The sequence below is a fragment of the Spongiibacter nanhainus genome, from assembly GCF_016132545.1.
In the GTDB taxonomy this organism is placed as follows: Bacteria; Pseudomonadota; Gammaproteobacteria; order Pseudomonadales; family Spongiibacteraceae; genus Spongiibacter; species Spongiibacter nanhainus.
Window position 1 is genome coordinate 3,237,147 of sequence record NZ_CP066167.1, and the last position, 25,719, is coordinate 3,262,865.

The 25,719-nt window shown below is 57.8% G+C and carries 23 protein-coding genes; 8 read left to right on the forward strand and 15 right to left on the reverse strand.

Annotation, left to right across the window (positions count from 1 at the left end; genetic code table 11):
* The first annotated feature begins 14 nt into the window (after window positions 1-14).
* From rsxD to I6N98_RS14890, 3 genes are read left to right on the forward strand one after another with little or no spacing between them, the layout of a single operon-like run.
* Window positions 15-1,058 carry an electron transport complex subunit RsxD gene (gene rsxD, locus I6N98_RS14880; RefSeq protein ID WP_198569119.1) on the forward strand — a complete coding sequence of 348 codons (1,044 nt, stop codon included), beginning with the start codon at window positions 15-17 and terminating at the stop codon, window positions 1,056-1,058.
* A gap of 12 nt (window positions 1,059-1,070) precedes the next feature.
* Window positions 1,071-1,718, forward strand: coding sequence for an electron transport complex subunit RsxG (gene rsxG / locus I6N98_RS14885; protein ID WP_198569120.1), 648 nt, complete (start codon window positions 1,071-1,073; stop codon window positions 1,716-1,718).
* The gene (locus I6N98_RS14890; protein ID WP_198569121.1) at window positions 1,711-2,421 is read left to right on the forward strand and encodes an electron transport complex subunit E; all 711 of its coding nucleotides are present in this window, start codon (window positions 1,711-1,713) and stop codon (window positions 2,419-2,421) included. The genes rsxG and I6N98_RS14890 overlap by 8 nt, the downstream gene beginning before the upstream one ends.
* 34 nt (window positions 2,422-2,455) lie before the next feature.
* Here the strand turns inward: I6N98_RS14890 and pbpG are convergent, their stop codons facing one another.
* From pbpG to I6N98_RS14910, 4 genes are all read right to left on the reverse strand, one after another.
* Window positions 2,456-3,370, reverse strand: a complete 915-nt coding sequence (gene pbpG, locus I6N98_RS14895) for a D-alanyl-D-alanine endopeptidase (RefSeq protein WP_232787357.1) — start codon at window positions 3,368-3,370, stop codon at window positions 2,456-2,458.
* Window positions 3,371-3,576: 206 nt separating this feature from the next.
* Window positions 3,577-3,981, reverse strand: coding sequence for a hypothetical protein (locus tag I6N98_RS14900; RefSeq protein WP_198569122.1), 405 nt, complete (start codon window positions 3,979-3,981; stop codon window positions 3,577-3,579).
* Window positions 3,978-4,472 (reverse strand): ribosomal protein S18-alanine N-acetyltransferase, encoded by a 495-nt coding sequence (gene rimI / locus I6N98_RS14905; RefSeq protein WP_198569123.1) that lies wholly within the window; start codon window positions 4,470-4,472, stop codon window positions 3,978-3,980. The genes I6N98_RS14900 and rimI overlap by 4 nt, the downstream gene beginning before the upstream one ends.
* Window positions 4,442-5,206, reverse strand: coding sequence for a hypothetical protein (locus I6N98_RS14910; RefSeq protein WP_198569124.1), 765 nt, complete (start codon window positions 5,204-5,206; stop codon window positions 4,442-4,444). The genes rimI and I6N98_RS14910 overlap by 31 nt, the downstream gene beginning before the upstream one ends.
* Window positions 5,207-5,608: 402 nt before the next feature.
* Between I6N98_RS14910 and I6N98_RS14915 the strand changes: the two genes are divergently transcribed.
* The 4 genes from I6N98_RS14915 to I6N98_RS14930 all read left to right on the forward strand — a co-directional run bounded on the left by I6N98_RS14915 (window position 5,609) and on the right by I6N98_RS14930 (window position 11,460).
* The gene (locus I6N98_RS14915; RefSeq protein ID WP_198569125.1) at window positions 5,609-7,207 is read left to right on the forward strand and encodes a succinylglutamate desuccinylase/aspartoacylase family protein; all 1,599 of its coding nucleotides are present in this window, start codon (window positions 5,609-5,611) and stop codon (window positions 7,205-7,207) included.
* Between the two features lie 29 nt (window positions 7,208-7,236).
* Entirely contained in the window at window positions 7,237-8,277 is a 1,041-nt protein-coding gene (locus I6N98_RS14920) for a metal-dependent hydrolase (protein WP_198569126.1), read from the forward strand.
* Window positions 8,274-9,257 carry an LLM class flavin-dependent oxidoreductase gene (locus I6N98_RS14925; RefSeq protein ID WP_198569127.1) on the forward strand — a complete coding sequence of 328 codons (984 nt, stop codon included), beginning with the start codon at window positions 8,274-8,276 and terminating at the stop codon, window positions 9,255-9,257. Before I6N98_RS14920 ends, I6N98_RS14925 begins: the two co-directional genes overlap by 4 nt.
* A 181-nt stretch (window positions 9,258-9,438) precedes the next feature.
* Window positions 9,439-11,460 (forward strand): PhoX family protein, encoded by a 2,022-nt coding sequence (locus tag I6N98_RS14930; RefSeq protein ID WP_198569128.1) that lies wholly within the window; start codon window positions 9,439-9,441, stop codon window positions 11,458-11,460.
* 118 nt (window positions 11,461-11,578) lie between these two features.
* Here I6N98_RS14930 and I6N98_RS14935 read toward each other — a convergent pair whose 3' ends face one another.
* The 5 genes from I6N98_RS14935 to I6N98_RS14955 form a co-directional block, all read right to left on the reverse strand.
* The gene (locus I6N98_RS14935) at window positions 11,579-12,559 is read right to left on the reverse strand and encodes an OmpA family protein (RefSeq protein WP_198569129.1); all 981 of its coding nucleotides are present in this window, start codon (window positions 12,557-12,559) and stop codon (window positions 11,579-11,581) included.
* 39 nt (window positions 12,560-12,598) lie between these two features.
* Window positions 12,599-13,159, reverse strand: coding sequence for an RNA polymerase sigma factor (locus I6N98_RS14940; protein ID WP_198569130.1), 561 nt, complete (start codon window positions 13,157-13,159; stop codon window positions 12,599-12,601).
* Window positions 13,156-13,953, reverse strand: a complete 798-nt coding sequence (locus tag I6N98_RS14945) for a hypothetical protein (protein WP_198569131.1) — start codon at window positions 13,951-13,953, stop codon at window positions 13,156-13,158. Before I6N98_RS14945 ends, I6N98_RS14940 begins: the two co-directional genes overlap by 4 nt.
* 166 nt (window positions 13,954-14,119) lie before the next feature.
* Complete coding sequence (locus I6N98_RS14950) at window positions 14,120-15,865, reverse strand: vWA domain-containing protein (RefSeq protein ID WP_198569132.1); 1,746 nt, start codon at window positions 15,863-15,865, stop codon at window positions 14,120-14,122.
* An 86-nt stretch (window positions 15,866-15,951) separates the two neighbouring features.
* Window positions 15,952-16,176: a CPXCG motif-containing cysteine-rich protein gene (locus I6N98_RS14955; RefSeq protein ID WP_198569133.1), complete on the reverse strand. Its 225-nt coding sequence runs from the start codon at window positions 16,174-16,176 to the stop codon at window positions 15,952-15,954.
* A gap of 71 nt (window positions 16,177-16,247) precedes the next feature.
* Here I6N98_RS14955 and I6N98_RS14960 point away from each other — a divergent pair, with 71 nt between their 5' ends.
* On the forward strand, window positions 16,248-16,604 hold the full coding sequence (locus tag I6N98_RS14960; RefSeq protein WP_198569134.1) for a hypothetical protein: 357 nt from the start codon (window positions 16,248-16,250) through the stop codon (window positions 16,602-16,604).
* Between the two features lie 13 nt (window positions 16,605-16,617).
* On the opposite strand, the gene atzF is transcribed toward I6N98_RS14960, so the two are convergent.
* The 6 genes from atzF to I6N98_RS14990 form a co-directional block, all read right to left on the reverse strand.
* Window positions 16,618-18,420 (reverse strand): allophanate hydrolase, encoded by a 1,803-nt coding sequence (atzF, locus tag I6N98_RS14965; RefSeq protein ID WP_198569135.1) that lies wholly within the window; start codon window positions 18,418-18,420, stop codon window positions 16,618-16,620.
* A complete protein-coding gene (gene uca / locus I6N98_RS14970) occupies window positions 18,417-22,025 on the reverse strand; it encodes an urea carboxylase (protein ID WP_198569136.1) in 3,609 nt (1,202 codons plus the stop codon). Before uca ends, atzF begins: the two co-directional genes overlap by 4 nt.
* Window positions 22,026-22,741: 716 nt before the next feature.
* Window positions 22,742-23,380, reverse strand: a complete 639-nt coding sequence (locus tag I6N98_RS14975) for an urea amidolyase associated protein UAAP2 (RefSeq protein ID WP_198569137.1) — start codon at window positions 23,378-23,380, stop codon at window positions 22,742-22,744.
* 2 nt (window positions 23,381-23,382) lie between these two features.
* Window positions 23,383-24,108 (reverse strand): urea amidolyase associated protein UAAP1, encoded by a 726-nt coding sequence (locus I6N98_RS14980; protein WP_232787358.1) that lies wholly within the window; start codon window positions 24,106-24,108, stop codon window positions 23,383-23,385.
* Window positions 24,101-24,883, reverse strand: a complete 783-nt coding sequence (locus I6N98_RS14985) for an ABC transporter ATP-binding protein (RefSeq protein WP_198569138.1) — start codon at window positions 24,881-24,883, stop codon at window positions 24,101-24,103. The genes I6N98_RS14980 and I6N98_RS14985 overlap by 8 nt, the downstream gene beginning before the upstream one ends.
* A complete protein-coding gene (locus I6N98_RS14990; RefSeq protein WP_198569139.1) occupies window positions 24,883-25,704 on the reverse strand; it encodes an ABC transporter permease in 822 nt (273 codons plus the stop codon). Before I6N98_RS14990 ends, I6N98_RS14985 begins: the two co-directional genes overlap by 1 nt.
* Between the last annotated feature and the right edge of the window lie 15 nt (window positions 25,705-25,719).

Consider the following 25,719-nt stretch of genomic DNA (forward strand, 5'->3'; position numbering starts at 1 on the left):
GAGCGGTACGCACTATGGCATTTATGAAGATCAGCTCCCCCCACGCCCACGGGCCCATGAGCACCGCCCGGGTGATGCGCCTGGTGCTGTTCGCCACGGTTCCAGGGCTGGTGGCACTGACCTGGTTCTTTGGCTTTGGCACACTGGTCAATGTGCTGTGGGCCAGCCTCACCGCGTTGGCCTTTGAGGCCCTGGCACTGAAACTGCGCCGACGCCCACTGGGTTTTTACCTGAGCGACTGCAGCGCCTTAGTCACGGCGTTTTTGCTGGGCATTGCCCTGCCCCCTGCGTCGCCATTCTGGTTGATTGCCGTGGGTACCGGCTTCGCCATCCTGATTTGTAAGCAGATGTATGGCGGCATGGGCTATAACCCATTCAACCCCGCCATGGCCGCCTACGTCTTGTTGCTGATTTCCTTTCCGGTGGATATGACCACCTGGCTGGCGCCGCGGGGCGCAGTCGACGCCGGCCAACTACTCGGCCCGGTAGACGCCATACTGCGCTGTTTTGGTCTTCTCAACCCGGTGGATGCCGTCACCATGGCGACGCCGCTGGATGTGGTCAAACAGAACGACGCCCTACTGATGGAAGACCTGTGGAGCCAATCAGCTCAGTTTGGTCAGTGGGGCGGTCTCGGCTGGGAATGGGTCAACCTGGGCTTTTTGTTGGGCGGCATCTATCTGCTCTACAAACGGGTCTTCACCTGGCACGCGCCGGTCAGCATGCTGGTAGCCCTGGCGGTGATGTCACTGCTGTTTTACGACGGCGGTAGCTCGGCATCCCCCGGTTCGCCGCTGTTCCATTTGTTTAGCGGCGCCACCATGTTCGGGGCCTTTTTCATTGTCACCGACCCGGTTACCTCGGCGGTCTCCAACCGCGGCCGGATGGTGTACGGCGCCCTGATCGGCGCCCTGGTCTTTGTGATTCGCGCCTGGGGCAACTACCCCGATGCAGTGGCCTTTGCGGTACTGCTGATGAACTTTGCCGCGCCATTTATCGATCACTACACCCAGCCCCGCACCTATGGGCACCGCCGTAAAAAAGCCGCCAAGGAGTAAGCACCGAGTACTATGCTGGGACAATCTATTGGAAAAAACGGCGCCATGCTGGGGCTGTTCGCCGTGCTGACCACCGGTGTTATCGCGGCGACCTACCTGTCGACCCGAGATCAGGTGCGGGACAATATTCGGCGTGCCGAAGAAAAAGCCCTGCTGGATATCATCCCCCGCCAGCGCCACGACAACGACATGCTGGAAGACAGCATGACTGTCGACAACAGCGAGCTGTTGGGTCTAAGGGAAGCCAAACTGCGCTATCTGGCCACACAAGAAGGCAAGCCGGTGGCCGTGATCCTGCCCGCCACTGCCCGGGACGGTTACACCGGTGATATCGACCTCATCGTTGGCATTAATGTCGACGGCAGCGTCGCTGGCGTGCGGGTGCTCAGCCACCGGGAAACCCCAGGCCTGGGCGATCAGGTCGACTACAAGAAAAGTCAGTGGGTCGATAACTTTCAGGGCAAGTCCTTGGAGCAACCCCCAATTGAACAGTGGACGGTAAAAAAAGATGGCGGTGTCTTCGACCAGTTTACCGGCGCCACTATCACACCCAGAGCGGTGACCGGCGCGGTGCGTCGGGCCTTGCAGTATTTTGACGCCCATCGAGAGCAACTACTGGCAAAGATGGCGACAGATAACCAGGAGCAAACCCATGAGTGATACCAGTTACCGCGACCTCTCCCTCAACGGTTTGTGGAAGAATAACCCGGCCATCGTGCAGCTGCTGGGACTGTGCCCACTGCTGGCGGTGACCGGCTCGGTGATCAACGCCATCGGAATGGGGTTGGCGACACTGTTGGTGCTGACCACCTCCAACACCTGCGTCTCGCTGATTCGCAATTTCGCCTCGGATGCCATCCGCCTGCCGGCTTTTGTGATGATCATCGCCGCAGCGGTAACCTGCATCGAGCTGTTGATGCAGGCCTTTGCCTACGAGCTATTCCAGATTCTCGGTATCTTTCTGCCACTGATTACCACCAACTGTGTGATTCTTGGCCGGGCCGACGCCTTTGCCAGCAAGAACTCCCTGCTGCCCGCCATGTACGACGGATTTATCATGGGTATGGGCTTTGCCGCAGTACTGGTTCTGCTCGGCGCCATGCGGGAGGTAGTGGGCACCGGCGCCATTTTCGCCAACATGGACCTGCTGTTCGGCGAGGGCGCCAAGGCCTGGAAAGTGGTGCTGTTTGAGGATTACAAACCGGTATTAGTGGCCATTCTGCCCCCCGGTGCCTTTATCTTCACCGGGCTAATTATTGCGCTAAAAAATATGATCGACGGCCAGATTGAGAAACGCCGGGCCGCCAGCAGCGATACAGCGCCGGTTGACCGCCGAGTGCGGGTCACCGGCAATATCAGCTAACAACGCCTTTTATGGCGCTATTGATTAAGGAGCGCTAGTTGAGGCTGGCGGTGGGTTGCTTGGCCAAGTAGCCCGCCAATTTATTGCGCTGATAATTCCAGGCCGAGCTGGCCACTGAACCGCCATTGCCAGTTTCCAACCAGCGCTTGATGCGACCGGCATCGCCGATAGGGCTGCGCTTGCCAAAGGAGTCCAACATCACCAGCACCACTGGACGGCCATCCACTTCGGTTTTCATTACCAGGCAGCGACCCGCTTTATCCAGATAACCCGTCTTGCTGACATCGGCGGGCCAACGCTCGTAGCGCACCAGGGGGTTGGTGTTGACATAGGCGAGCTTGTAGCGGGGCCGGGAGAAATTGGCAGTGTGGACGGTGGTGGTGGAGTATTCCCGCAAGGTGGGATATTTGGCCGCGGCGGCCACCAGCTTGACCAGGTCAGACGCGGTGGACACGTTCTGCTCAGACAAGCCGCTGCTGTCGACAAACTGGGTATTGCTCATTCCCAGTGCTGCCGCTTTGGCGTTCATCGCCTTAACAAAGGCCCTACTGCCGCCGGGATAAGTGCGCGCCAGTGACGCCGCCGCCAGGTTTTCCGACGACATCAAGGCAATGCGGATAACCTCTCCACGGGGTAATTCAGAGCCGGTGCGGATACGGGAAAAATAGTGGTCAATCGCCACCCGGTCCTGCTCGCTGAAGCGAATTTTTTCATTCAGATCCAGGTTGGCATCCAGGGTCACCATGGCCGTCATCACTTTAGTGATCGAGGCAATGGGCATTTGCAGGTTGGCGTGCTTTTCCAGCAACATTTCACCGGATTCGGCATCCATTGCTGCAGCGCTAACCGACGCTAATTTAGGCATCGCCTGTTTAGCTGCACCGGCCAAAGCGGCAGGCCCTACTACCATCAATAGCGACGCCACCGCCGCAAAGCACCACTTTTTCATGAAATACACCTTGGCCCGCTTACCCGAGGACGGACCTAACAGAAAACATTAGTGAGATACTACGCACTTTGTTGTTGTATGACTGTGCGCGTTTTCGCAATTGTTAGCACAATTGCCCCAGAGCGGCAAGAGAATGATCCGATCAAATTGGCAGCATATTTAGCCCCTTAGCGGGCACTTACGCTGCAAAAACTCATAAAATCATTTTAACTCTTTGTTTTTGTTCTCAAAGTACTAAGTATCTCATCGACGGCAGCGCGATCCATATCCCGGTCTTCGTCCGCGCAGGAATAGGTCACCAACAGCAGGTGGTCGGGGCCCAGCAAGTACCACTCGCGAATATAGTCACCCTCTTCCTCGGTCTCAAACTCCCAGCCCCGCCATGCCTCACCTAGGCGACAGGCTCTGCCTTTTGCAACATCCAGATCCAGCTGTGAGATGAGCGATCTCAGGCCGGCCTCGTCGACAGCGCCGCCATCCGGAACCAGCGCCGACAAACTAATGCAGCCCAACTCGTCCTCGTCATAGATCAAAATGCTCTCTTCATCCTGCTCGCTTAACCAGCATTCCGGCAGATCCAGAAACCACCAGTCTGACTCAACTTCCCTCATGAAAACTCCAATGGCAGTGGCACTGACATTAGCAGTGCGTCTTCGCGGCCCGCGCCCAGCGGGTAATAATTTTTTCTGAGCCCGTCCTCGGCAAAGCCCATCGATGCATACAGGCTCCGCGCGGGGCGGTTGGAAACTCGGACTTCCAGCACACAACGCTCCGCCCCAAACTGCTGCATCCACGACAGGCCCGAGGCAAGCAACTCCCGCCCCAGCCCCCGGCCACGGTAGTGATCATCGACAATGATATTCAGCAGACTCACTTCATCCAGCACCAGGGAAAACACCGCCACAGACACCAGCCGGTCATCGATTTTGATCCCCAGGCAATGATCGTCGCGCAAACTGCGCCGCCACACACTGCTTTGCCAGGGGTGGGGGTCAGATTTTTGTGACAGCGCCAGGCAGGCTTCCATATCAGCCAGGGTCAGTACCTCGGGAAAGGGCTCAGATAGGGAGCTCATAGAAAGCTGGCGCAAAGCTTTTGCCACAGTTGCGCCTTTTCCTGAGCGCGGTTCATCAGCGCCCTGACATCACTGTGGTAGATCACCTTCAAGCCATCGCGGTCGAGATGGTCAGCGGCGATATAAGCTTCCAACGCCTCCCCCATGACCACCAGGCGAGAGCCCCGCCAGCGCTCGGCGTGAGAAAGCAGAAAGCCGGTAAATGCATCCCTGGCCTCCGCCTTGCCCTGGGCCATGCGTCCCTTTACCAGCGGGCCGGCATTTGGCATCGGCCAGCTAAAGGTCGAAGCTTGAAAGGCGGGCGTGGATTCCTCGGCAAACTGCCGCCCCACCGCCTTGGCAATATTCGCCAACAAGCGCTTTTCAGCTGCGCTAAGATCAGCCTCCGAGGTGTCAGTCAAAAACATTAGGCCAATAGCGGTATCCACCAGCGTCGCACCGAAGCGCGGCGCCGACGACTCCGCCGCAGGGGCGTCCGTGATTTTGCTGGGCTCGGCTTTCCTCGCCGGGGCAGCAGCGCTCGACACATCGATATCCAGTGCCGCCCTGGCCGCTGCCGAGGCCTGTTTATCCACCCGAGCCACGCCCCCCGCTGGGACTTCGTTAGCCTGCTGTTCTTGGCGGGGTGGAACATCAACCGCCGCTGATGCGGGGATGAAATTGCCCTGCTCGGAGGCAAGGGCACCGGGCAACTGGAAGCGGGGCACATAACTGTGCACTCCCATCGCTTTTAGATACTGTTGCTGCACCGTTCCCTGCACTGGGATCGCTCTCCGCTTGCTATTACTGGCTGTTTGCTGGCTTTTTTGCTGGATTGCGTTGCCGGCCTGTTTACGGCCTCGCGGCGCGTGCCTTGGCGGCCCGCCCCGACGCTTGCCATTATAGCCCTTTGGCCACCGCCTTGCCTAAGAGGCCCCATCTGAGAGCCACAAACGGAACACACAAAGCCAAAGGCAATCCGCGGGCTGCAATGAACTTCACTGCACTGATCGCTGACAAAGCAAGGGCAAACCTTGCCACTTGCTAGTCGGCAAACGAGATAACACGTCCCTCGCCATTGACGGCTGGTGGGCGGGCCGGCTTAACTATGGCTTTATTAAATAACTTGGCGGTCACTGTTGATATCGCCAGTAAGAACATTATCACGGAGCAATCACCCCGCTATGCGAGGACAACGCCGCCCCATTTCCACCCTGTGTCAGTTGCTGTGTATGGCATTCATGCTGGCGCCGCTGGCTGCCAGCGCCGATGAGCAACGCATCAAAACCCTGGAAGAGGCCACCCAGCAAAGCAGTAACGGCCTACAGACACCGAGTCGGCGCAAACCCAGCGCGCTGCTGGCGGAGTACCCCCTGAGTGACGGCGAGACGCCCCCTGAAACGGCCATCGACCTGCTGGGCCACAATATCCAACGGGGCAGTTTCCAGCGGCTTTACTGGACTGCGGGCCAAGCTGTGGCCGGCCTATCTATGCCGACTCCGGTGTTGGTCGCCGCCGGTATCGAGCCAGGTCCCACGCTGTGCCTGACGGCCGCCGTTCACGGCGACGAACTCAACGGTGTGGAGGCTATCCGCCGGGTCATGTTCAGCCTGGAAAGCGACAAACTTAAAGGGACAGTCATCGGCGTTCCCATCGTCAATATGCACGGATTTTTGCGCACCTCTCGCTACCTGCCCGACCGCCGGGATTTGAACCGCTATTTCCCCGGGGACCCCAATGGCAGCTCTGCGGCGCGGATCGCGCACAGCCTGTTTAACGAAGTGATCGCCCACTGCGACCGCTTGATTGATATCCACACCGGCTCCTTTCACCGCACCAATCTGACCCAGCTGCGCAGTGACCTCGGTAACGAGCAAGTCAAAGACTTCAGCCGCATGTTTCACGACGTGATGGTGTTGGATGGCGCCGGTGCCCGGGGCACATTGCGCCGGGCCGCGGTGGACGCCGGCATTCCTGCGGTCACGCTGGAGGCCGGCGAACCGCTGCGGCTGCAACTCAAAGAGGTCAACCAAAGTGTGGCGGGCATTCAAACCGTTATGCGCCAATTGGGCATGACCGATGAAGCCCCCGGCAAACGCCCAGATCAAACCGTCTTTTACAAGTCGACGTGGCTGCGCTCCAGCCAGAGTGGTGTTTTTCTCACCGAGGCCAAGCTGGGCCAAAAGGTCTCAAAAGGCGACATCCTGGGTACAGTGACCGACCCCATTACCAACCGCAGCACCGTCATTCGCTCAACGGTTGATGGCAAAATCATCGGCATGGCTTTGAATCAAATGGTTATGCCCGGCTTTGCTGCCTACCATATCGGCATAGCGACAGACGAGAAAAAAGCCACCGCCGAAAAAGTCGCCGACAGCGTCGTCGCGGAGGCACTGGAACCCGTTGCCGAAGGGCTAAAAGAGGCGGCCCGGGAAGCCGCGCAATCCGCAGCCGAGAAGAGCGACAACCCCGAAGATGTGACGGCCGCAGTGCGTGAAGCGGTGAAAGCCGCCGCCAAAGACACACCGAAGATTGTCGAGGAAAGTGCCAAAGAAGACAGCAAGCCCAGCAATACTCGCAACAAGGAAGAGCGGGGCACCGGCCCCTCCGCTGAGGATACCGGCAGCCGGCGCGACTCTGGCCCAGCTCCGGCGCCGGCACCCGAGACCAAGGCCGACAAGGAGCACAGTGGTAATCCACCCGAGGACGAAGCTGAAGCCGAGGACGAGCCCCCCATGCCGGAGCTTACTCCGCCCAGTGAGCAGGAGGACCACCCCGATTAGCCCGTCTAACGCACTGAGGTAAGCATCGTATGGATCCACTCACGCAAGGGCTGCTGGGCGCCACCGCAGCGCAAAATGGCGGTAGCGGTCGCCGCCACACCGTGGCGGTCTCCCTGTTGGGCTTTCTTGCCGGTATGGCTGCCGACCTGGATGTGGTGATTCGCAGCCCCACCGATCCCTTGTTGTTTCTGGAATACCATCGCCAGTTCACCCACTCCCTGGTGTTTATCCCCATCGGCGGCGCACTCTGTGGACTGGTGCTTTATCTGTTGTTTGCCCGGCGCCAACTGTCGCTGTGGCAAAGCGTGTTTTACTGCACCCTCGGCTATGCCACCCACGCCCTGCTGGATGCCTGTACCACCTACGGCACACAATTGCTGTGGCCCTTCAGTGACGCCCGCATAGCCTGGAATGTGCTATCCATTATCGATCCACTGTATACAGTGCCCATATTGGCGGCTTGCCTGATCGCGGCCAAAGGCAGAACCTGGGCGGCGCGCTTGGCGCTATTCTGGGTTCTGGCTTATCCCGCGATGGGCTGGTGGCAACACCAGCGTGCCGAAGGCGCTGCCCAGCAACTGGCCAGGGAACGGGGCCACGACGTTATTTCTTTAGACGTAAAGCCCTCCTTCGCCAATATAGTGGTATGGAAGTCGGTGTACAGCAGCGGCGGTCGCTATTACGTGGACGCTGTTCGCGCCGGTCGCCGCGTTACCGTCATCCCCGGCAGCAGCATCCCGCAACTGAACCTGCAACGGGATTTGCCCTGGCTGACGCCGTCTGCCACCCAGGCCGAGGATGTCGAGCGCTTTCGCCACTTTTCCAATGGCTATATCGCCTTAGATCCCGAGGTTCCCAATCGCATCATCGACATTCGCTACTCCCTGCTTCCCCACGAAATCGACGCACTGTGGAGTATCCAGCTCGACCCACAAGCGCCGGAGCAACACGTAAGCTTTCAAAGCCACCGTCAAGACAGCCGGGCCAAGAGCAAAACCTTGTGGCACATGCTGCGGGGTAGCCCCCTGCCATCCCTCAATAGCAAGCAAATCGCCGATAGTCAGCTATGACCGCTCTTTCCGTTCTCGACCTCTGCCCCATTGTTCAGGGCGGCACTGCCGCCGAGGCCCTGCAGCGATCCCGGGATCTCGCCCAGCTCTGCGAACAATTGGGCTACAAACGCTATTGGCTGGCAGAGCACCACAACATGCGTGGTATTGCCAGCGCGGCCACCGCCTTGGCCATTGCCCACGTCGCCGCAGGCACAAGCCGTATTCGGGTCGGTGCCGGCGGTATCATGCTGCCCAACCACGCGCCGCTGGTAGTGGCGGAACAATTCGGCACGCTGGAAAGCCTGTACCCGGGACGTATTGACCTGGGCTTGGGGCGCGCCCCAGGCACAGACCAGAAAACCATGCAGGCTCTGCGTCGCAACCTGGACGGCGACGTCGAACAGTTCCCACGGGATGTCGTGGAGATCCTCGGCTACTTCGAGGGCGATATCAGCAGCCCGGTGCAAGCCGTACCCGGCACTGGCCTCAACATACCGGTATGGATACTGGGCTCCAGTCTGTTTGGTGCGCAACTGGCCGCCGCCCTGGGGCTGCCCTACGCCTTTGCCTCTCACTTTGCCCCGGCGCAGCTCGACGACGCGCTGGCACTGTACCGGGAGCGTTTCCGGCCCTCAGCCCATCTCGAGCACCCTTACGTCATGGCCGGCTTTGGTGTCTATGCTGCCGAAACCGATCGCGAGGCGCAGATGTTAGCCAGCTCGATGCAACAAACCTTCGTGGCCCTGCGCCGGGGTAACCCAAGCCCTCTGCCGCCACCAGTCGCAAACTATTGGTCATCCCTGAGCGTCGCAGACCAACACCTGCTGAAAGGCGTGATGAACTGTAGCGCCATAGGCGACCCAGACACGGTTCGCGAGCAACTGCGGCAATTTATCGACCGCACCCAGGTCGACGAAGTTATTGTCACCAGTCAGATATTCGATCATCAAGCACGACGAGACAGTTACCGCATACTCGCCGAACAAATGTCGCTGTAAGCTGCGCGGCACTCCCCCGGAACACATTTCAGCTATATGACAGAAAAGGCGTTGCACGGGAATTTCGTGACAGCGTGTCACTAAAACGTAAACCCTCTGTCACCAAAGCGTTGTGATCACACTGCTAAATTCTGTCGCGGAGAAAACAGATCCCACCTATTTCCGCGGAGTGACTAAGCAGATGAGCGAAGCAACCTTTGACCCAACAAAATACAACAACAGCGACAACGAGCCTTTTTCTTCAGTACTGGATAAAGAAATTTCCCGTCGCGGCATGATCAAAAGCGGCAGCAGCGTCGCTGCGCTGGGTATGCTGGGCGGCTTTGGCCTGGCAGGCTGTGGCGGCGACGACAGCAATGGCAACGGCGGTAATGAGCCCTCAGTAACACTGGGCTTTAATTCCATATCTGGTTCAAAAACCGATGCCTGTGTGGTGCCTCCCGGCTACTCGGCACAGGTACTGGCTCCCTGGGGCACACCATTAAACAGCGATGCCAGCCCCTGGCAGGCCGATGGCAGCAATACCGGCGAAGACCAAGCTAACGCAGTGGGTATGCACCACGACGGCATGAGTTACTTCCCGCTGAATGGTAGCTCCACCGACGGCCTGTTGTGTATCAACCACGAGTATATCGACTCCGGCGCCCTGCACCCCAATGGCCCCAGCGAAGAAAATGGCATTCGCACCATCGTCGACGAAGTTCGCAAAGAGATTAATGCCCACGGCGTATCGGTGGTCCGCATCCGCAAGGAAAACGGCAAGTGGAACGTCGTTGAAAACGACAGCCTCAACCGCCGCTACACTGGCTTTACCGAGATGGATATCGCCGGCCCGCTGGCGGGATCCGACAAGCTGGTCACCAAATACGACGGCACCGGCACTGTGGCTCGCGGCACCTTCAATAACTGCGGCAGCGGCGAGTCGCCCTGGGGCACCTTCCTGACGTGTGAAGAGAACTGGCCCGGCTACTTCAAAAAAGCCAGCGGCCGCACCGCCGCCGACGAACGGGTGGGGATTTCAAGTAACAACAATCGCTACCGCTGGGAAACCGCCGCGGGCGATGCCAGCGAAGTCGATGACGAGTTTGCCCGTTTTGATGCCACCCCCAGCGGCGCCAGCGCTGGCGACGATTATCGCAATGAAGCCAACGGCCACGGCTACGTCGTCGAGATTGACCCTTACACCGCCAATTCCCGCGCAGTAAAGCGCACCGCACTGGGTCGTTTCCGCCACGAGTGTGTGGTGTATGGCAAACTGGAAGCCGGCCAGCCTGTGACCTTCTACTCTGGTCACGACGGTCGATTCGAGTACCTCTACAAATATGTTTCCAATGCCACGTGGAGCCCCAGCGACGCCAACAGCAACAACCGCCTGGAAATCGGCGACAAGTATTTAAATGATGGCACGCTGTATGTTGCTAAATTTAACGAGAACGGCGCCGGCCAGTGGATTCCTCTGGTGCCAGCAACAGCAACCACCGGTGGCAGCACACTGGGCAACGACATTGGCGATCAGGAAGACATTATTCTCGACACGATCTCCGCCGCCGACGCCGTGGGCGCTACCCCCATGGACCGTCCAGAGTGGATTGCCGTTGACCCGGTTAATGGTGCGGTATACCTGACGCTGACCAACAATACTCAGCGCACCGACAATACCAACGCCGCCAATCCTCGTCTGAACAACGCCTTTGGTCATATCATTCGTTGGATGGAAGGCGGGAACGCCGAAAGCTTTAATTGGGATATCTTTGTGTTTGGCTCTGCCGACGATGCCGACGCCAACACCAACTTGTCCGGCCTGACGGCCGCCAACCAGTTCGCCAGCCCCGACGGCCTGGTGACTGATCCACGCGGCATACTGTGGATTCAAACCGACAACGGTGCCGATGAAGTTACCGAGGAGACAAACGACCAGATGCTGGCCGTGATTCCCTCTAACTTAGTCGATGACGACAATAACCTGGAAACTGTCACTGCCAGTAACCAAGCTGAACTGCGTCGTTTCTTTGTTGGCCCCAACGGCTGTGAAGTCACTGGCTGTACTTTCACCCCTGACCTGAAAAACTTCTTCGTCAACATCCAGCACCCCGGTAACTGGCCCGACACCGACAACGCGGCTCTGGCCACTGCCGGCGATGTGCGCCCCCGGGCCGCCACGGTGGTGATCACTAAAGATGACGGCGGCGAGATCGGCATTTAATTCAGGCCATAATCACAGCACAACAATAAACAATAATAACGATGGGGCGGCAGGGAGGCCGCCCTTTTTTATGGCTATTAGCTTAGCGCGGCAATCATTTAGCACCACGGGTAGAGGGTTACTCCGCCAAACGCTCCACCAACTCCACGCGCCGATTGTGCTCCCGCCCCGCGTCTGTGCTATTGCTGAACACCGGGACCAACGGACCTACACCGTGGGATTCCAAGCGCGCTGCATCTACCTCGAAGTGCTCTGTCAGCGCCTTAACCACCGCCCTCGCCCGAGCACCGGATAATCCGTAGTTATAACTGAATGTACCTTTCGCATCGGTGTGCCCCACAACATAAAAGCGTTTGTCAGGATTTGCTTTGAGGAAATCGGCAATTTCCTTGAGTGCCAGATCAGACGCCGCGGTAAGACTCGCTTTATCGTAGTCAAAGTATAAGCCCTCCAATACCACCCGACCTTTTTCCTCAATATCAGCCCCTATCGCTTCGGCGTCGACAATTACCAAGCCAGACTCAGCAGCCTTGACCTCGACCACGTCCACTAATGTTGCGACTCGATCCTCGCGAAAACGGTATACCGTTACCACCACGTAAGCAGTGCCGGCAGCCCGCTCCTTCCAGGCGACAATACTGCCACCTCCCCCAGAGGTCGACGAGCCGCTCACCATCTCGTTGACCGCCGCTCCTGAATCGACCCAGGCATTGTTGAGAAACAACACCTGCCGCCATTTGCGGCTACCCACCTCGGCGCTGCGTCCACCCGCCGATTCGTACCCCTGAGCAAGAATTTCCATTCCCGCCGCCGAGAGTCCGTCCAGATAATTCTGAAAGACCTCCCTATCACTGCGGTCAACACCGTCCAGCGCATAGTAGATTCGCGTCACACGGCCGGCTACCATTTCGCCCTGATCGATATGGCGATAGCCAGTGACCGGGCCAGTGGGGACAAAATAGTCGCGGTGATTTTCCACTTGGTACCATTCAATGGTCGAATCAGGGTAGCGGGATATCATCGGGTGATCGTCGCTGCCATCAACATCCGCAAGGGCAGAGAAGGAGAACATCATTAAAGCAAGTAGTCGTATCAACACGGGCGGTTCCTCCGCTATGGATTTCCTGTTCAGTATTGCTCATTGCTGCGTCAGGTAGTCGCGACACACAGCCAGGGCCTGGCGCAATTTTTTGCGCACTTGAGACAAGTACTCTCTGGTCGCCCCTGGGCTGCGCTCCAGCATGTCGGCAATTTCCACGGCGGTAAATCCCTCAATGACTGCCCAACTAATCGCCTGGGCCGCTTCCGGGGCCCGAGCGGCAAAGCGCGCAAATTGCTTGTCGACACAGTCCTGAAGATTCAAGCTCTCTTCCCAATCTACGTCGCTCTCTTCTTGCCACAGGGGTAAGGCTTCATCACTGCGGCGGCGAAAATAATCCAGCATCACCGAGCGCGCCACCGACCACAGCCAGGCCCGGGGGGCGTGAATATCCTCTGCTTCTCTGCAACTGCGAACAATTTTTATAAAGGCGTCCTGACACAACTCTTCCCGATCGAACTCGCTGACGCCTCGCCGGCGATAAAAAGCGAGAAAACGGCTGGCGTAGTAGCGGTACAGCTCGTCCAAAGCGCGGCGACCTCTGCGGCCCCCCAGGCTGATATCCCGGAGCAATACTGCCTCATCCACACTCACACTCACCGGCTGCTACCTTTAGCCGGTGAAGACACTGGCAAGAAGTGAAGCGCCAATGCACGCTCACCGTTGAGCGTACAACGTATGCCATATTCTGATTTCAGCACCTTAGCCAGGCGCTCACCGGCCTCATCGTTGCTCCACAGCAAGCGGGCGTTATTGTGGTGTGTATCAAAGCGCAAGCCTATAGCTTCAATCGCGGCAAACCGCGCATAGTGGCGACGCAGCTCAGCGATATTTTTAACGGCAATATCGACCTGTAATAGCCCTTCCGGGTTGCGTGAGCAAAGCGCGAAAACCCTCGAGGCCCGCTTTTGGCCTGTGCCCGAAAGAGCATCAGCCTCTGCCAAGGGTGCGCTATAATCCCGGGCCTCACTCTTCGGGGACAATAAGCGCGCCGGCTCTGAGGCATCGGCGGCAAAGCCCGACTCCCCTGTCAATTCGGCGCTGGATAACATTGGCCTGTCTTGCCCCTCATTGGGCTTAAACGCACCGGGTTCGAAAACACTCAAGGTAAAGGCCAACAAAATGCTGGCCGTCAGCCCCATTGCGGGAAGCCAGGCCGGTGTTGAGGGGCGAAACAGCCGGTGGATGGGGTTGGGCTCCAGCAAGCCCTCATCAGCCAAGCGCCGATGGAGTCGCTTGAGTGCAAGGTCGCCCACCGCAGCTTTAGTGCCACGGTCACGAATCATTTGCGGGCGCTCGCGCTTCGCCACAGCGCGGCGCAGGGACTCCGTCAGTTCGTCGCCGCTTGCGCGCCCTGACAACTCATTCAACCATTGATCGATATCGTCGGCCATTCTCTCTCGACATGTTCTATTGGGCGTACATCATATTTACGCAGGCCGAGGCATAGCACTCAGGTTACGGCGGACAGGTGAAGCCTTGTCCGCCCTACGCCACATACCTTGCCCCAAAACGTAGGGCGTACATCGCTGTGTATGTACGCCGAAGAAAACAACCACGTCAACGGCGGACAGATAAAGCGCTGTCCGCCCTGCGCTGCCACAACAAGTCGGCCTGGCGCGCCAAACCCACAAACTCCCGCCGCAGGTCATCTTCCGCGCCACCGCGACTGTTCTCCAGCAAGGCTTCGGCTCGACGAATCACCCCACTGTAACTGGCCTGACCGCGGAATTCAGAGTCTTTCAATAACAACCCCAATTCGGCGACTGTCGCCGCCCACCGCAAGTTATCGGATTCCTGAGAATCCCCCTCTTTGAGCACCGATGAAATCTCCCGGCTTGTGCCCCCCGCCGGTGAACGGTAACGCAATTTTACCCACATCAGCTCATCACTGCGGCCCGTATTCGCTCTGCGACCTTGCTGATACCGCAGCGCCGTTGCAACCTCCCCAGCCTGGCCAGGTTGAATTTCGTACAGTGCTGTGACCACCTGTCCAGCACCAAGATCGCCGGCATCTTTGCGGTCGTCCTTAAAGTCCTCAGCCGCCAGGCGACGGGTTTGATAACCCAGCAAACGGTAGGCGGCAACCTGCCTGGGATTAAACTCGACTTGTATTTTAACGTCCTTGGCTACCGTGGTGAGGCTGCGTTGTAATTTGTCTACCAGCACCCGGCGCGCCTCAAGCTCGCTGTCGATATAGTAGTAATTGCCGTCGCCGTGTCCAGCAATGCGGTTCATCCGGCCGTCCCCAAGATTACCGTGGCCAAACCCCAATACAGTGAGGTAAATACCCTGATCCCGGTGCTGCTCAATCAGCTCAACCAAGTCGCCAGTGCGTCGAGGACCAACATTAAAATCGCCATCGGTGGCCAATATCACCCTGTTGTTAGCATTGGGGTCGAATTGCGCGCGGGCAAGCTGGTAAGCCGTCAAAATACCCTGGGCTCCCGCTGTCGAACCCCCCGACTCCAGCGACTGTAGAGCCCGGTAGATGGCGGTTTTATCCTTACCACTGACCGCTGGCAGAGCAACGCCGGCGCTGCCGGCATACGTCACGATTGCCACCCGGTCGTCAGCGTCCAGGCGTTCAGTCAGCGCCAGAAACGCTTTTTTCAGTAGCGGCAAACGGTCCTCGCCACGCATTGAGCCTGAGGTATCCACCAGAAACACAAAGCGATTGGGGCGAGCCTGCCGATCGTCCAAATCCCGCGCCTTCACCTGCACCATGGCCAGTTTTTTCGTACTGTCCCAGGGCGCGGCACCCAGGCTGGTATGGAGCGCAACAGGATGCTCACCACTCACCGTCGGCAGAGGATAATCAAAGTAATTGAGCAGTTCCTCCAGGCGCAGTGCATCGGCAGGGGGCAGCTGACCGCTCTGAATATGTCGGCGCATATTGCTGTACGACGCGGTATCCACATCCAGGCCGAAGGTGGACAGCGGGGACAGCAGCGGATCACGGTATCCACCCTCGTAGAGCGTTTCATACTGATCTCCTGATGGCGACACTGCGCCAACACTCCCCGGCATGACACTGGGGCGGGCGTAGGACATTGCTCGGAGCTGGGCCGGAGACGAGGCTTTGGGCGCGACAGCGATGGCTTCCGGCCGCAACTCCCCCGTGAGGCGCTTACCTGAACCGCTTGCGGACTGATCGTCGGCCTCTGTTTGAATGACTTCCGTTGTCCTGACTTCACCGACCACCGGTCGCTTGTAGTGTTCGGCTTGGTGATCCTGGTGGTGTTGGCAGGCCACTAGCGCGATGGCGGATATCAAAAGGACCGCCGGTTTGTGAGTAAGTGTCATCGGGTAATCTCCCTGTTTTAGGTGGTGTCAGGGAGATAGACGTAGCGAGCGCCACAAGTATCAGGATAAATTTTATAAAACGTTCTCTACAGACCACCGGCCTCGTCTTCAGACAACACCGTTACCGCGGCACCACCGCTGTCAAGCCCGTCATCGGACCACTCATTTCCCCCCTCAACGCACACCACCATTGGGCGACAGCACACCTCACAATCCTCAGTGTAGCGCTGAAGCCCCGCTGAGGGGTCCACCAACAGCTCAATCACTTCACCACAGTAGGGACAGCGCTGCCTTATCGACTCCAGATTCATCGAACCCCCATTCCATTTTTAGTCACAAACCGTATGATCTCACCATAAACCCAATAATGGCGAACACGGCAATGAGCGACGAGGACGACAAGCCAGTACAACGGCGACGCTACTATCGGCTGCCCTACCCCGAGGACGCCCAACCACCCTTCCGCGACCACGACGGCCGCAGCTACCCGGTGCTGGAGCTATCGGAAAAAAGCGTGGTGATCGCGCCTGCCGAGGGTGAGACCTGGGCAAAGGGCGATCCCGTCAGCGGCGAGATTCTGTTTAGCGACGGCGAAAGCGAAACCATCAGTGGCGAAGTCCTGCGTCAGGACGCGCGCGGCGTGGTGGTTTTACTCAGCGATGGCGTTACCTTTCACCATGTGATAAAGGAACAGACCTTCGTTAAAAAGCACTATCCCCTGTTTCTGCGCCACCGCTAGGGGACAGCGCCCCCTATTTTTGCCGATCCGCCAGGTAGGCCCGCCACCCCCCGTAGTGACTAATGTCAGTGGCGCCCGCCAGCCCCGCAGCTTCGCATATAAAACCGCTGCACTGACTGCCATCCTCTAGCATCACTTTGCCGATACCTAATGGTGCAGGGATACCCGCCGTGAAACTTCCAAACTCGGAGGAGGGCAAGGACCAGACCTCCACCTCAATAGCAGTGCCGCCCTCGTTCGCCACTACCATCGCGGGGCGAAATGGCGGCCCTCCCGCCAGAGCATAGAGTTTGTACTGCGCAGCCGATAAAGTTTTACTTTTCAGGCGACCACCCCGTTCAGTGAGCTGCCAGTTTAAGGGCTGCCCCTCTAAATGGGCGCCACACACCACCACGTCTATACGGAGGTCGCCGCCACTGGGCTTGGCAGCCAGGGCTTGATACTCGGCTTGCTTTGCGCCCAGCGGCAGCTGAAACAGTTGTTGCAGGCGGTTGGCGATAGACAGCAAACGCCGGTCGCTAAAGGCTTCACCCACCAAAGTCAGGCCGAAGGGAAAACCGGCGTCGGTAAAGCCAGTGGGCACTGCCACCCCAGCCAAATCGAACAAATTCATATAGTTGGTGTAGTGCCCCATATGGCTATTGAGGCGAATCGGATCGGCCTGCACCTCGTCAATGCGGTAGGGCCGCGGCGTGGTGGGGGTCAGAAGCGCATCGGCACTGTCCAGTACGGCTTGAGCCTGCTTGCGCAGCGCTTTGAGGCGGTACTGGGCGCTAAAGGCATCGCGGGCACTGGGAGCGGCTCCGCCACCGATAATGGTCCGGGTGACGTCCAGCAGGGCCTCGGGTTGTTGATCGATATAGGGCTGGGTAGCCAGGTAGCGTTCCGCCACCCACGGCCCTTCGTAGAGTAGTCTGGCGGCTTCAATAAAGGCGGCCATGTCCACTTCAACCAGCTCTATACCGCTATCAGCGATCTGCGCCAGGCTCTGTTGGTAGCACTGGGCATAGCCTTCATGACCAAAGAACTCCAGCTGCTCCTGTTTCATAACAGCCAGTTTAAGGGGACCGTTTTGATGGCCGTAATGCCTGGGTGAATTGGCAAAAGGATTGGGGCGGCTGTAGGCATCGGCGGGATCGTCACCTTCGGCTATGGTAAGCACCGCGTGGGCATCGTCACTGTGCAAAGCAAAAATAGTCATGCAATCCAGTGTGCGACAGGCCGGCATCATGCCGGTGGCTGACAGCAAACCGATACTGGGTTTGACTCCCACCAGGTTATTGAGACAGGCTGGCACCCGGCCGGAGCCGGCGGTATCGGTACCCAGGGAAAAGGTCACCAGACCGAGGGCCACAGACACTGCGGATCCCGAACTGGATCCACCGCTAATCATTTCCGGATCGTGGCTATTTTTACAGGCTCCCCAGTTTGAGCGGGTACCTACCAAGCCGGTAGCGAACTGATCGAGGTTGGTTTTACCGATAGGAATAGCGCCGGCTTCAATCAGTTTATTCACCACAAAAGCCGACTGCTCGGGTATGTGTCGAGCCGCTTCGCAGGCTGCTGTCGTTGGTATACCCGCTAAATCGATATTGTCCTTGATAGCAAAGGGCACGCCGTAAAGGGGTAAGCTGTCCGGCGCTACGTCCTCCAAGTGCTGTAAATAGGGCTCAAGCTCAGCCTGGCTTAGCCGGTGAATCCAGATATTGTAATCACTTGTTTGCTCGCAGCGCTGCTGGATTGTATCGACCAGTTGGCGGACAGTTAAACTGCCGTCGCGGTAGCCCGTTTGCAATGCCGTCAGTGTTAAGTTCATGCTGAGGCCTCCACAATCGCCACCATCTGCCCTGCCGCCACGCCGGCGCCCTCTCTCAATAAGCAACTTTTCACTCGACCACCCTCCGGGGCGGCAATAGCGATTTCCATCTTCATCGACTCCAGCAATAACAGCGTTTGTCCGGCCACAACGGTGTCTCCCTCTTTCACCAACCATTTCCAGACGCTACCCGCCACCGAGCTATCCACGGGTAGCTCGCCTTCGGATAACGCCACCTCCTCGGTGGACTGAGTCACCTCCGGCGCTTGGTAGTGGAACTGTCCATCGGCGTGCCAGCGCGCCAGCTCCTCGCTAAAGGCCTGCTCCCGACGCTGGGTGTGCTGGGCAATGGCCTCGCGGTTATCCGCCAGCAAGGCGTCGTAGTCCGCCAATGAAAACTCGCCTTGTTCGATTTTTATATCGTATTGACCCAACGGAAAATCCTGGCGAATCTGCAGTAGCTCCTCCTGGCTCACCTCAAAGAATTTCACCTGATCGAAGAAACGCAGTAGGTAAGGTTTACTGAAGGCCGCGGTGCGGCGGTAGCGATTCCACATTTGCAGGGTACGACCGACGAATTGGTAGCCCCCCGGCCCCTCCATGCCATAGATACACAGGTAAGAGCCGCCGATACCGACGGAGTTTTCCGCAGTCCAGGTACGGGCCGGGTTGTACTTGGTGGTCACCAAACGATGGCGGGGGTCCACCGGCGTAGCTACCGGCGCCCCCAGATAAACGTCGCCCAAGCCCATCACCAGATATGAAGCATCGAAGACAATCTCCTTAACCGCATCGATGCTGTCCAGGCCGTTGATACGACGAATAAACTCCAAGTTACTGGGGCACCAGGGGGCACCCGGCCGCACCGACTGCTCGTACTTGGCAATGGCCTGGCGGCAGGCTTCATCATCCCAGCTCAAGGGCAGGTACACCGTCCGGGAGGGAACGGACAACTGATTTAACTGCCCGCACAACGCCCCTTCTATACGTTTAAGCTCGGCCAGTAGCTGAGCCAGGGCCAACTGTTGCGCGTCGTAGTGAATCTGCAGTGAGCGAATTCCCGGTGTCATTTCTTCAATACCGGGTATCGGGTTTGCCTCCAGGTGCTGCATCAAAGCGTGGGCGCGAAAACGCAGCCGAATATCTAATTCCAGTGGTCCGTATTCCACCAACAAAAATTGATCGCCGGCGACACGGTAGAGAATCTCGTCACCGTAATCGTCCGCAGACAAGCGCTGCACGATTGGCGAGGCCAAGGGCTGAATTTGAGTCGGTGTCTCAGCAGGGCCAGACAGCGAAGCGATACACTGCTGCTGGTGCCCTTCGGCAGCCACCGCCTCATCCATCGATACCGGAACAAAACGCAATTTATCTCCGGCCCGGAGTTGCCCCAGCTTCCAAAGGTCGGCAGTGATCACCGTGGCCGGGCACACAAAGCCCCCCAAGGAAGGACCGTCGGGACCCAATATCACTGGCATATCACCGGTAAAATCCACGGTGCCAAACGCATAGGCATTGTCGTGAATATTGCTGGGGTGCATGCCGGCTTCGCCACCGCTTTTTCGCGCCCATTGTGGCTTGGGACCGATCAGGCGAATGCCGGTGCGGCTGGAGTTGTAGTGCACTTCCCAATCGGCAGAGAAAAAGGTCTCGATATCCTTGTCGGTAAAAAAGTCCGGCGCGCCGTGGGGGCCGTAAATCACCCTCAGCTGCCATTGCCCACCGATATCCGGCAGCGGCAAGTCTGAGTCGGGCTTGGTCTGCAACGGTTGGGCAAATTCTGAGATCGCCAAGGCATCACCTACCCGTAGGGCGCGACCGTTGTGACCGCCGAACTGGCCCAAAGTAAAGGTGGACTTGGACCCCAGATAATCCGGGCAGTGAATTCCCCCTGCTACTGTAAGATAAGCCCTGGCACCGCTTTGGATACGCCCCAACCGCAGAGTTTGCCCTGCCTTAACGCAAACGGGCCGCCACAATGCCAGTGGCTCTCCGTCCAGCTCAGCTGGCAAAACCGCACCACCAATCACAATCTTTGTTTCGCAACTAAACTGCAACGTTGGACCCTGAAGGGTGATTTCCAGCCCCGCCACACCGGGACTATTGCCCAGCAGCTGGTTACAGAGTCGGAAGGAATAATTGTCAAAGGCCCCCGATGGCGGCACACCAACATCCCAGTAGCCACGGCGTCCTGGATAATCCTGGATAGTGGTTTGTGTACCGGCTTGAAGCACATCGATACGAGCGGGCCGATAGGCCAGATCGTTCAGGTAGCGCGTGGTTAAGGTGCCAGCGCGTAAATGGCTGTCATCCAGCAAACCAACCAGGTAGTCGAGGTTAGTGACGATGCCATAGATCTCACTCTCATTTAGCGCCTGCTTTACCCCGTCGATAGCACTGTCGCGACTATCTGCGTGGACTATCACCTTGGCCAGCATGGGGTCGAAAAACGGTGAGACCTCCAGCCCGCTGTCCAGCCAGTGATCAATGCGCAACCGCCCCCTGTCAATGGCCGCTGGGAAATCCACCCGGCTGAGCAGACCGGCACAGGGCTGAAACTGGCGATATGGATCCTCTGCGTAAACCCGCACCTGTACGGCATGGCCGGAAGGTGACAGCTCGGATTTTAAATTTGTTAAAGACGGCAGCTCACCTGCCGCCAGTTGCACCATCCATTCCACCAGGTCCACACCCCACACCATTTCGGTAACGCCGTGTTCTACCTGCAAACGGGTGTTCACCTCGAGAAAGTAAAAGGCCTCGCTGTCTTGGTCATAGATAAACTCGACGGTGCCGGCGTTGCGATACTTCACCGCCGACAGCAAGTCTTCGGCGCGGCGATGGAGGGTCTGGCGCACTTCATCGGATAAGTTAGGCGCCGGGCTTTCTTCCACCACCTTTTGGTTGCGGCGCTGAGCACTGCAGTCCCGTTCACCCAGGGAGACCACCGTGCCCTCGCCATCGCCAAACACCTGCACCTCGATGTGCCGCGCCCGGGCAACGAACTTTTCTAGAAACACACCGTCATCGGAAAAATTATTGCTGCCCAGGGTTTTAACCTTGTCGAAGCCCTCACGCAGTTGCGCATCGCTCTCGCACACTTGCATGCCGATACCACCACCGCCAGCGGTGCTCTTAAGCATTACTGGATAACCGATGCCCTGAGCGGCGGCCAGCGCCTCTTCAACACTGGTCAGCAATCCCGTTCCCGGTGGCAGAGGCACGCCCACCTGCTCAGCGATTTCCCTGGCCCGGTGTTTTAGACCAAAAGCCTCCATCTGCTCGGGTGTCGGCCCGATAAAAGCGATGCCGGCAGCTTCACAGGTACGGACAAAATCGGCGTTCTCACTGAGAAAACCGTAACCGGGGTGAATAGCACCGGCGCCAGACGCCTTGGCGATCTCGAGGATTTTCTGACTATTGAGGTAGGAGTCGGCAGCGCCCCCCTCTCCCAAAGAATAGGCCTCGTCAGCCTGGCGGACATGAAGACTGCGGGCATCGGCTTCGGCGTAAACCGCCACCGCCTGCACGCCGAGCTTTTGGAGGGTACGGATAATCCGGGTGGCGATGGCACCGCGGTTGGCAATGAGAACTTTGCTAAACATGATCTCCTGTCTGCGGGCCGTCCCGCAGGGTTTTCATTTTGTCTGTGGTCGTCCACAGGCAGTGTTTAGGTTTTTTTCTACCCTTGTGGGGTGGTGTTTTTTTGGGCGATGCCCTGTTGGGCACTCTGTCGAGAGTGTATTTGCTATTCCATAGCAAGAGTTTCGCCCTGCTGGGCGACCTACTTCTTTTTGTGTGAAAAAGAAGTAGGCAAGAAAAGCACACCCCTATCGCTCGGCCTTCGGCTACCCTGCGCTTCTCGCCATTCAATGAAAACGCTGCGGAACTCGCCTGACGGCTCAAACAGTCCTCGCTAAAAGCCTTTCATTGAATGCCTGCGATGCTCGGCGAGCTCAAAGGGGATTCAAACCCGGTGCCACTAGCGAGAGAAGAACACCATTTTCTCAATGTGGCACCCCCGGGCCCCTTCAGGGCCGCTGAGCATCGCAGGGACAAAACGGAATAAGCGCGAGGACTGTTTGAGCGAAGCGAGTTCCGCAGCGCCCGTTTTGGCCCGAGAAGCGCAAGGAACTGCTGGCGTCTTTTTGCCAGCAGCGGCACTGCAGGGTGTCTTTTCTCTTTGCTTACTTTCTCTTTGGACAAGCAAAGAGAAAGTCAGTCGCCCAGCAGGGCGAAAACCGTGCCAGCCGTATGCCAATACAAACCCGACAGAGTCAATAAAATCGCTCACCGCCTCCCCCCCCCCAACATTCTGGAATCAATCCCAAACAATCATCTCAATTGGCGTTGGATTGTAAGCATTACAAGGATTGTTCAACTGCGGGCAGTTGGACACCAACACCAACACATCCATCAAGGCCTTTAACTCCACATACTTACCCGGCGCCGAAATACCGTCGGCAAAGGTCAGTCCCCCTTCTTCGGTAATGGGCACATTCATAAAAAAGTTGATGTTGTGGGTGATGTCCCGCTTACTGAGCCCGTATTCAGGGTGCTCAGCGATCGCCAGCATCCAACTATCCCGACAGGCATGCATGCAGCGTTTTTCCAGGTCGTAGCGCACGGTGTTGCTTTCGGTGGCGCAGGCGCCGCCCAGAGTGTCGTGACGACCGCAGGTATCGGCAACGATTTCCAGCATGGGCCGGTTTTCATTGCTGCGCAGTACGCTGCCGGCGGTGAGGTAGACGTTGCCCTGCTCGCGGATGGTATCGGTGGCGCTATACCGCTCACTGGGATTATCGGCGCTGTAGAACAGGGTATCGGCGGCTTGGTTGCCTTCCAGATCGAGGATGCGGACGGTCTGTCCGGCACACACTTTTTTCAAGTAGTAGTCGCCAGCGTCGACCACGTCTCTGGCGATGGCATCGCTGGCGTTTAGTTGGCTTTCTTTAATCATGATCAGGCCCCTAAGTGGTACAAGGCGTTGTTGGCAAAGCCACGACGATTTTCGTCGCAGTGGTTAAGGCAAATATCGTCATCGCTCATGGGCTCGGCTTTGCTCAGAGTGACGCCAATCGGGCAACGGGGGTAAGCGTCAGCTTGCTTCAGGGGATGGGGGCAGGCGTGGATAAGCACCAGCGTGTCCATTTCAAAGCGCAGGGTAACGCTGCTTCCCGGCTTGCTGGCACTGTCGTCCAGTGCCATATTGCCATCGGCGTCGGTGACCACCTTGCTAAACCAGTTTATGTTGGCCGCCATATCGGCGCCGCTGAGGCCATACTTGGCCAGTTCCACCAGAAAGGCGTCGTAGCCGTTTTGATGCCAGTCGTTGCGATCGCGCTGGTAATCTCGCCGCCCCCATTTGCCGGCCACATTCTCGGCATTGGCATTGCCGCAAACGGTATCGTGCCAACCGCTATCATCGGCAGTGACCGAGGCGAATATCCGCCCCATATCCGAATACAGGCAGTGGCCCCGGGTGAGTTTGAAGGTATGCTGGCATTTCAGTGTATCCGGGGCGTTGTAGCGCTCCAGTGGATTGCGGGGGTTGTAGAACAGCATCCCGGCATTGCCTGAGCCAGTAAGGTCGGTCAGGGTAAGCTGCGTTCCCCGGCGCAACTCCAGGGACCAGTGCCCGCCCGGAGCGATTTCAGTGTGATAAGTTTCCATGTGATCACTAACCATGTGTCAGTTCCTCCGTCGATGTCATCGACAGACTTTCATCTATTTCTTTTAACAACTCGTCGCCGGTTTCCCCCACCGGCAAGTCGTAGGTAATGCCGGCGCCATAGGCATTGGGGCTCTGCGGATCGACTCTGAGTTTGTCAAATACCCAAAGCCGTGTTCCCAAGTGGAAGCCTTCTTTAAGGTCGTGGGTCACCATAAACACCGTGAGTTTGTGCTTGCGCCACAGATCCAGTACCAAGTCGTGCATATCGGCACGGATGCCGGGATCCAGGGCACCAAAGGGCTCGTCCAGCAACAAGATGCGGGGTTTGAGAATCAAGGCCTGGGCAATGGCCAGACGCTGGCGCATCCCGCCGGAAAGTTCATCTGGGTAGCGGTCGCGCATGTGACTGAGGCCAACAATATCCAACAGTGCGGCGGCCTCATCGCGGGCGGCTTTCTTTGCGGCGCCGAACAGAAAGCCAAGGCGGGTTTTCTCGAAAGCTCTGGCGATGGCGACATTTTCCAACACAGTAAGATGGGGAAATACCGAATACTGCTGGAATACCACACCGCGCTCGGCATCGGGCTCATCCGGGATCGGCTTGCCATCGATTTTTATCTCACCCTGGCTGGGAGACTCGGTGCCCAGCAACATGCGCAGAAAGGTGCTTTTACCGCAACCGGACGCTCCCACCAGGGTAATAAACTCGCCTTCCTTCACAGTGGCAGAGATATTTTCCAGGATCACGTTATCGCCGTAACGCTTCCAGATATGCTCGATCTCAATCATTACTTGCCCTCCTGCTGCGCGTGCCAGGGGAAGGCAAAACGGCTGATTTTGACCAGCGCATAGTCGATAACAAAGGCCAGCAGTGTTATCCAGGCCACATAAGGCAGAATAACGTCCATCGACAGATAACGTCGTACCAGGAAGACTCGGTAACCGAGACCATCGGTGGAGGCGATGGCCTCCGCCGCAATCAGGAACAGCCAGGCGGTGCCCAGCGACAACCTAACGGCATCGATGAGACGCGGCATCAATTGGGGGATCAGCACTCGCACAATGATTTGTCCGGAGTTGGCGCCCAGGGTCTGGGCCTTGACCAATTGTTCCCGGGGGATTTCCAGCGCCCGCTTCTGAATATCACGGGCGATAAAAGGCGTGACACCTATGGCGATCAAAGCCACTTTCGACAACTCGCCCAGACCAAAAACAATAAACAGAATCGGCAGCAGTGCCATGGGTGGCACCAGGGAGATCACTGTAAGCAGCGGAGAAAATGTCGCGCCCACCAATGGCAGTGCGCCAGTCATTAACCCAAACGCCATCCCTAAAGACGCAGCGATTAACATGCCGATTCCCAGCCGTTGCAGGCTGCTGCCAGTATCTTGCCAAAACAGGTATTCGCCAGTGCGCTTGCTGGGCTCAAAGGCCAGGCGATACATGGCGTCACCCATTTGCTGAAAGCTAGGCAGTAGCTTGTCGTAACTGTTTTCCGCCAGCCGCGCTTCAGATGCTGAAATATACAGCATCAACAGCAGGGCAAAGGGCAGCAGAGCCAAACCGATGCGCCACACGCGGTTGGGGGACTGGTTAATCAGACGTTTCATAGAATCGCCGCTGTT

Coding starts and splice junctions, on each gene's coding strand:
- rsxD (WP_198569119.1), top strand. CDS start 15: ATGGCATTTATGAAGATCAGCTCCCCCCACGCCCACGGGCCCATGAGC.
- rsxG (WP_198569120.1), top strand. CDS start 1,071: ATGCTGGGACAATCTATTGGAAAAAACGGCGCCATGCTGGGGCTGTTC.
- I6N98_RS14890 (WP_198569121.1), top strand. CDS start 1,711: ATGAGTGATACCAGTTACCGCGACCTCTCCCTCAACGGTTTGTGGAAG.
- pbpG (WP_232787357.1), bottom strand. CDS start 3,370: ATGAAAAAGTGGTGCTTTGCGGCGGTGGCGTCGCTATTGATGGTAGTA.
- I6N98_RS14900 (WP_198569122.1), bottom strand. CDS start 3,981: ATGAGGGAAGTTGAGTCAGACTGGTGGTTTCTGGATCTGCCGGAATGC.
- I6N98_RS14915 (WP_198569125.1), top strand. CDS start 5,609: ATGCGAGGACAACGCCGCCCCATTTCCACCCTGTGTCAGTTGCTGTGT.
- I6N98_RS14920 (WP_198569126.1), top strand. CDS start 7,237: ATGGATCCACTCACGCAAGGGCTGCTGGGCGCCACCGCAGCGCAAAAT.
- I6N98_RS14925 (WP_198569127.1), top strand. CDS start 8,274: ATGACCGCTCTTTCCGTTCTCGACCTCTGCCCCATTGTTCAGGGCGGC.
- I6N98_RS14930 (WP_198569128.1), top strand. CDS start 9,439: ATGAGCGAAGCAACCTTTGACCCAACAAAATACAACAACAGCGACAAC.
- I6N98_RS14945 (WP_198569131.1), bottom strand. CDS start 13,953: ATGGCCGACGATATCGATCAATGGTTGAATGAGTTGTCAGGGCGCGCA.
- I6N98_RS14950 (WP_198569132.1), bottom strand. CDS start 15,865: ATGACACTTACTCACAAACCGGCGGTCCTTTTGATATCCGCCATCGCG.
- I6N98_RS14955 (WP_198569133.1), bottom strand. CDS start 16,176: ATGAATCTGGAGTCGATAAGGCAGCGCTGTCCCTACTGTGGTGAAGTG.
- I6N98_RS14960 (WP_198569134.1), top strand. CDS start 16,248: ATGAGCGACGAGGACGACAAGCCAGTACAACGGCGACGCTACTATCGG.
- atzF (WP_198569135.1), bottom strand. CDS start 18,420: ATGAACTTAACACTGACGGCATTGCAAACGGGCTACCGCGACGGCAGT.
- uca (WP_198569136.1), bottom strand. CDS start 22,025: ATGTTTAGCAAAGTTCTCATTGCCAACCGCGGTGCCATCGCCACCCGG.
- I6N98_RS14975 (WP_198569137.1), bottom strand. CDS start 23,380: ATGATTAAAGAAAGCCAACTAAACGCCAGCGATGCCATCGCCAGAGAC.
- I6N98_RS14980 (WP_232787358.1), bottom strand. CDS start 24,108: ATGGTTAGTGATCACATGGAAACTTATCACACTGAAATCGCTCCGGGC.
- I6N98_RS14985 (WP_198569138.1), bottom strand. CDS start 24,883: ATGATTGAGATCGAGCATATCTGGAAGCGTTACGGCGATAACGTGATC.
- I6N98_RS14990 (WP_198569139.1), bottom strand. CDS start 25,704: ATGAAACGTCTGATTAACCAGTCCCCCAACCGCGTGTGGCGCATCGGT.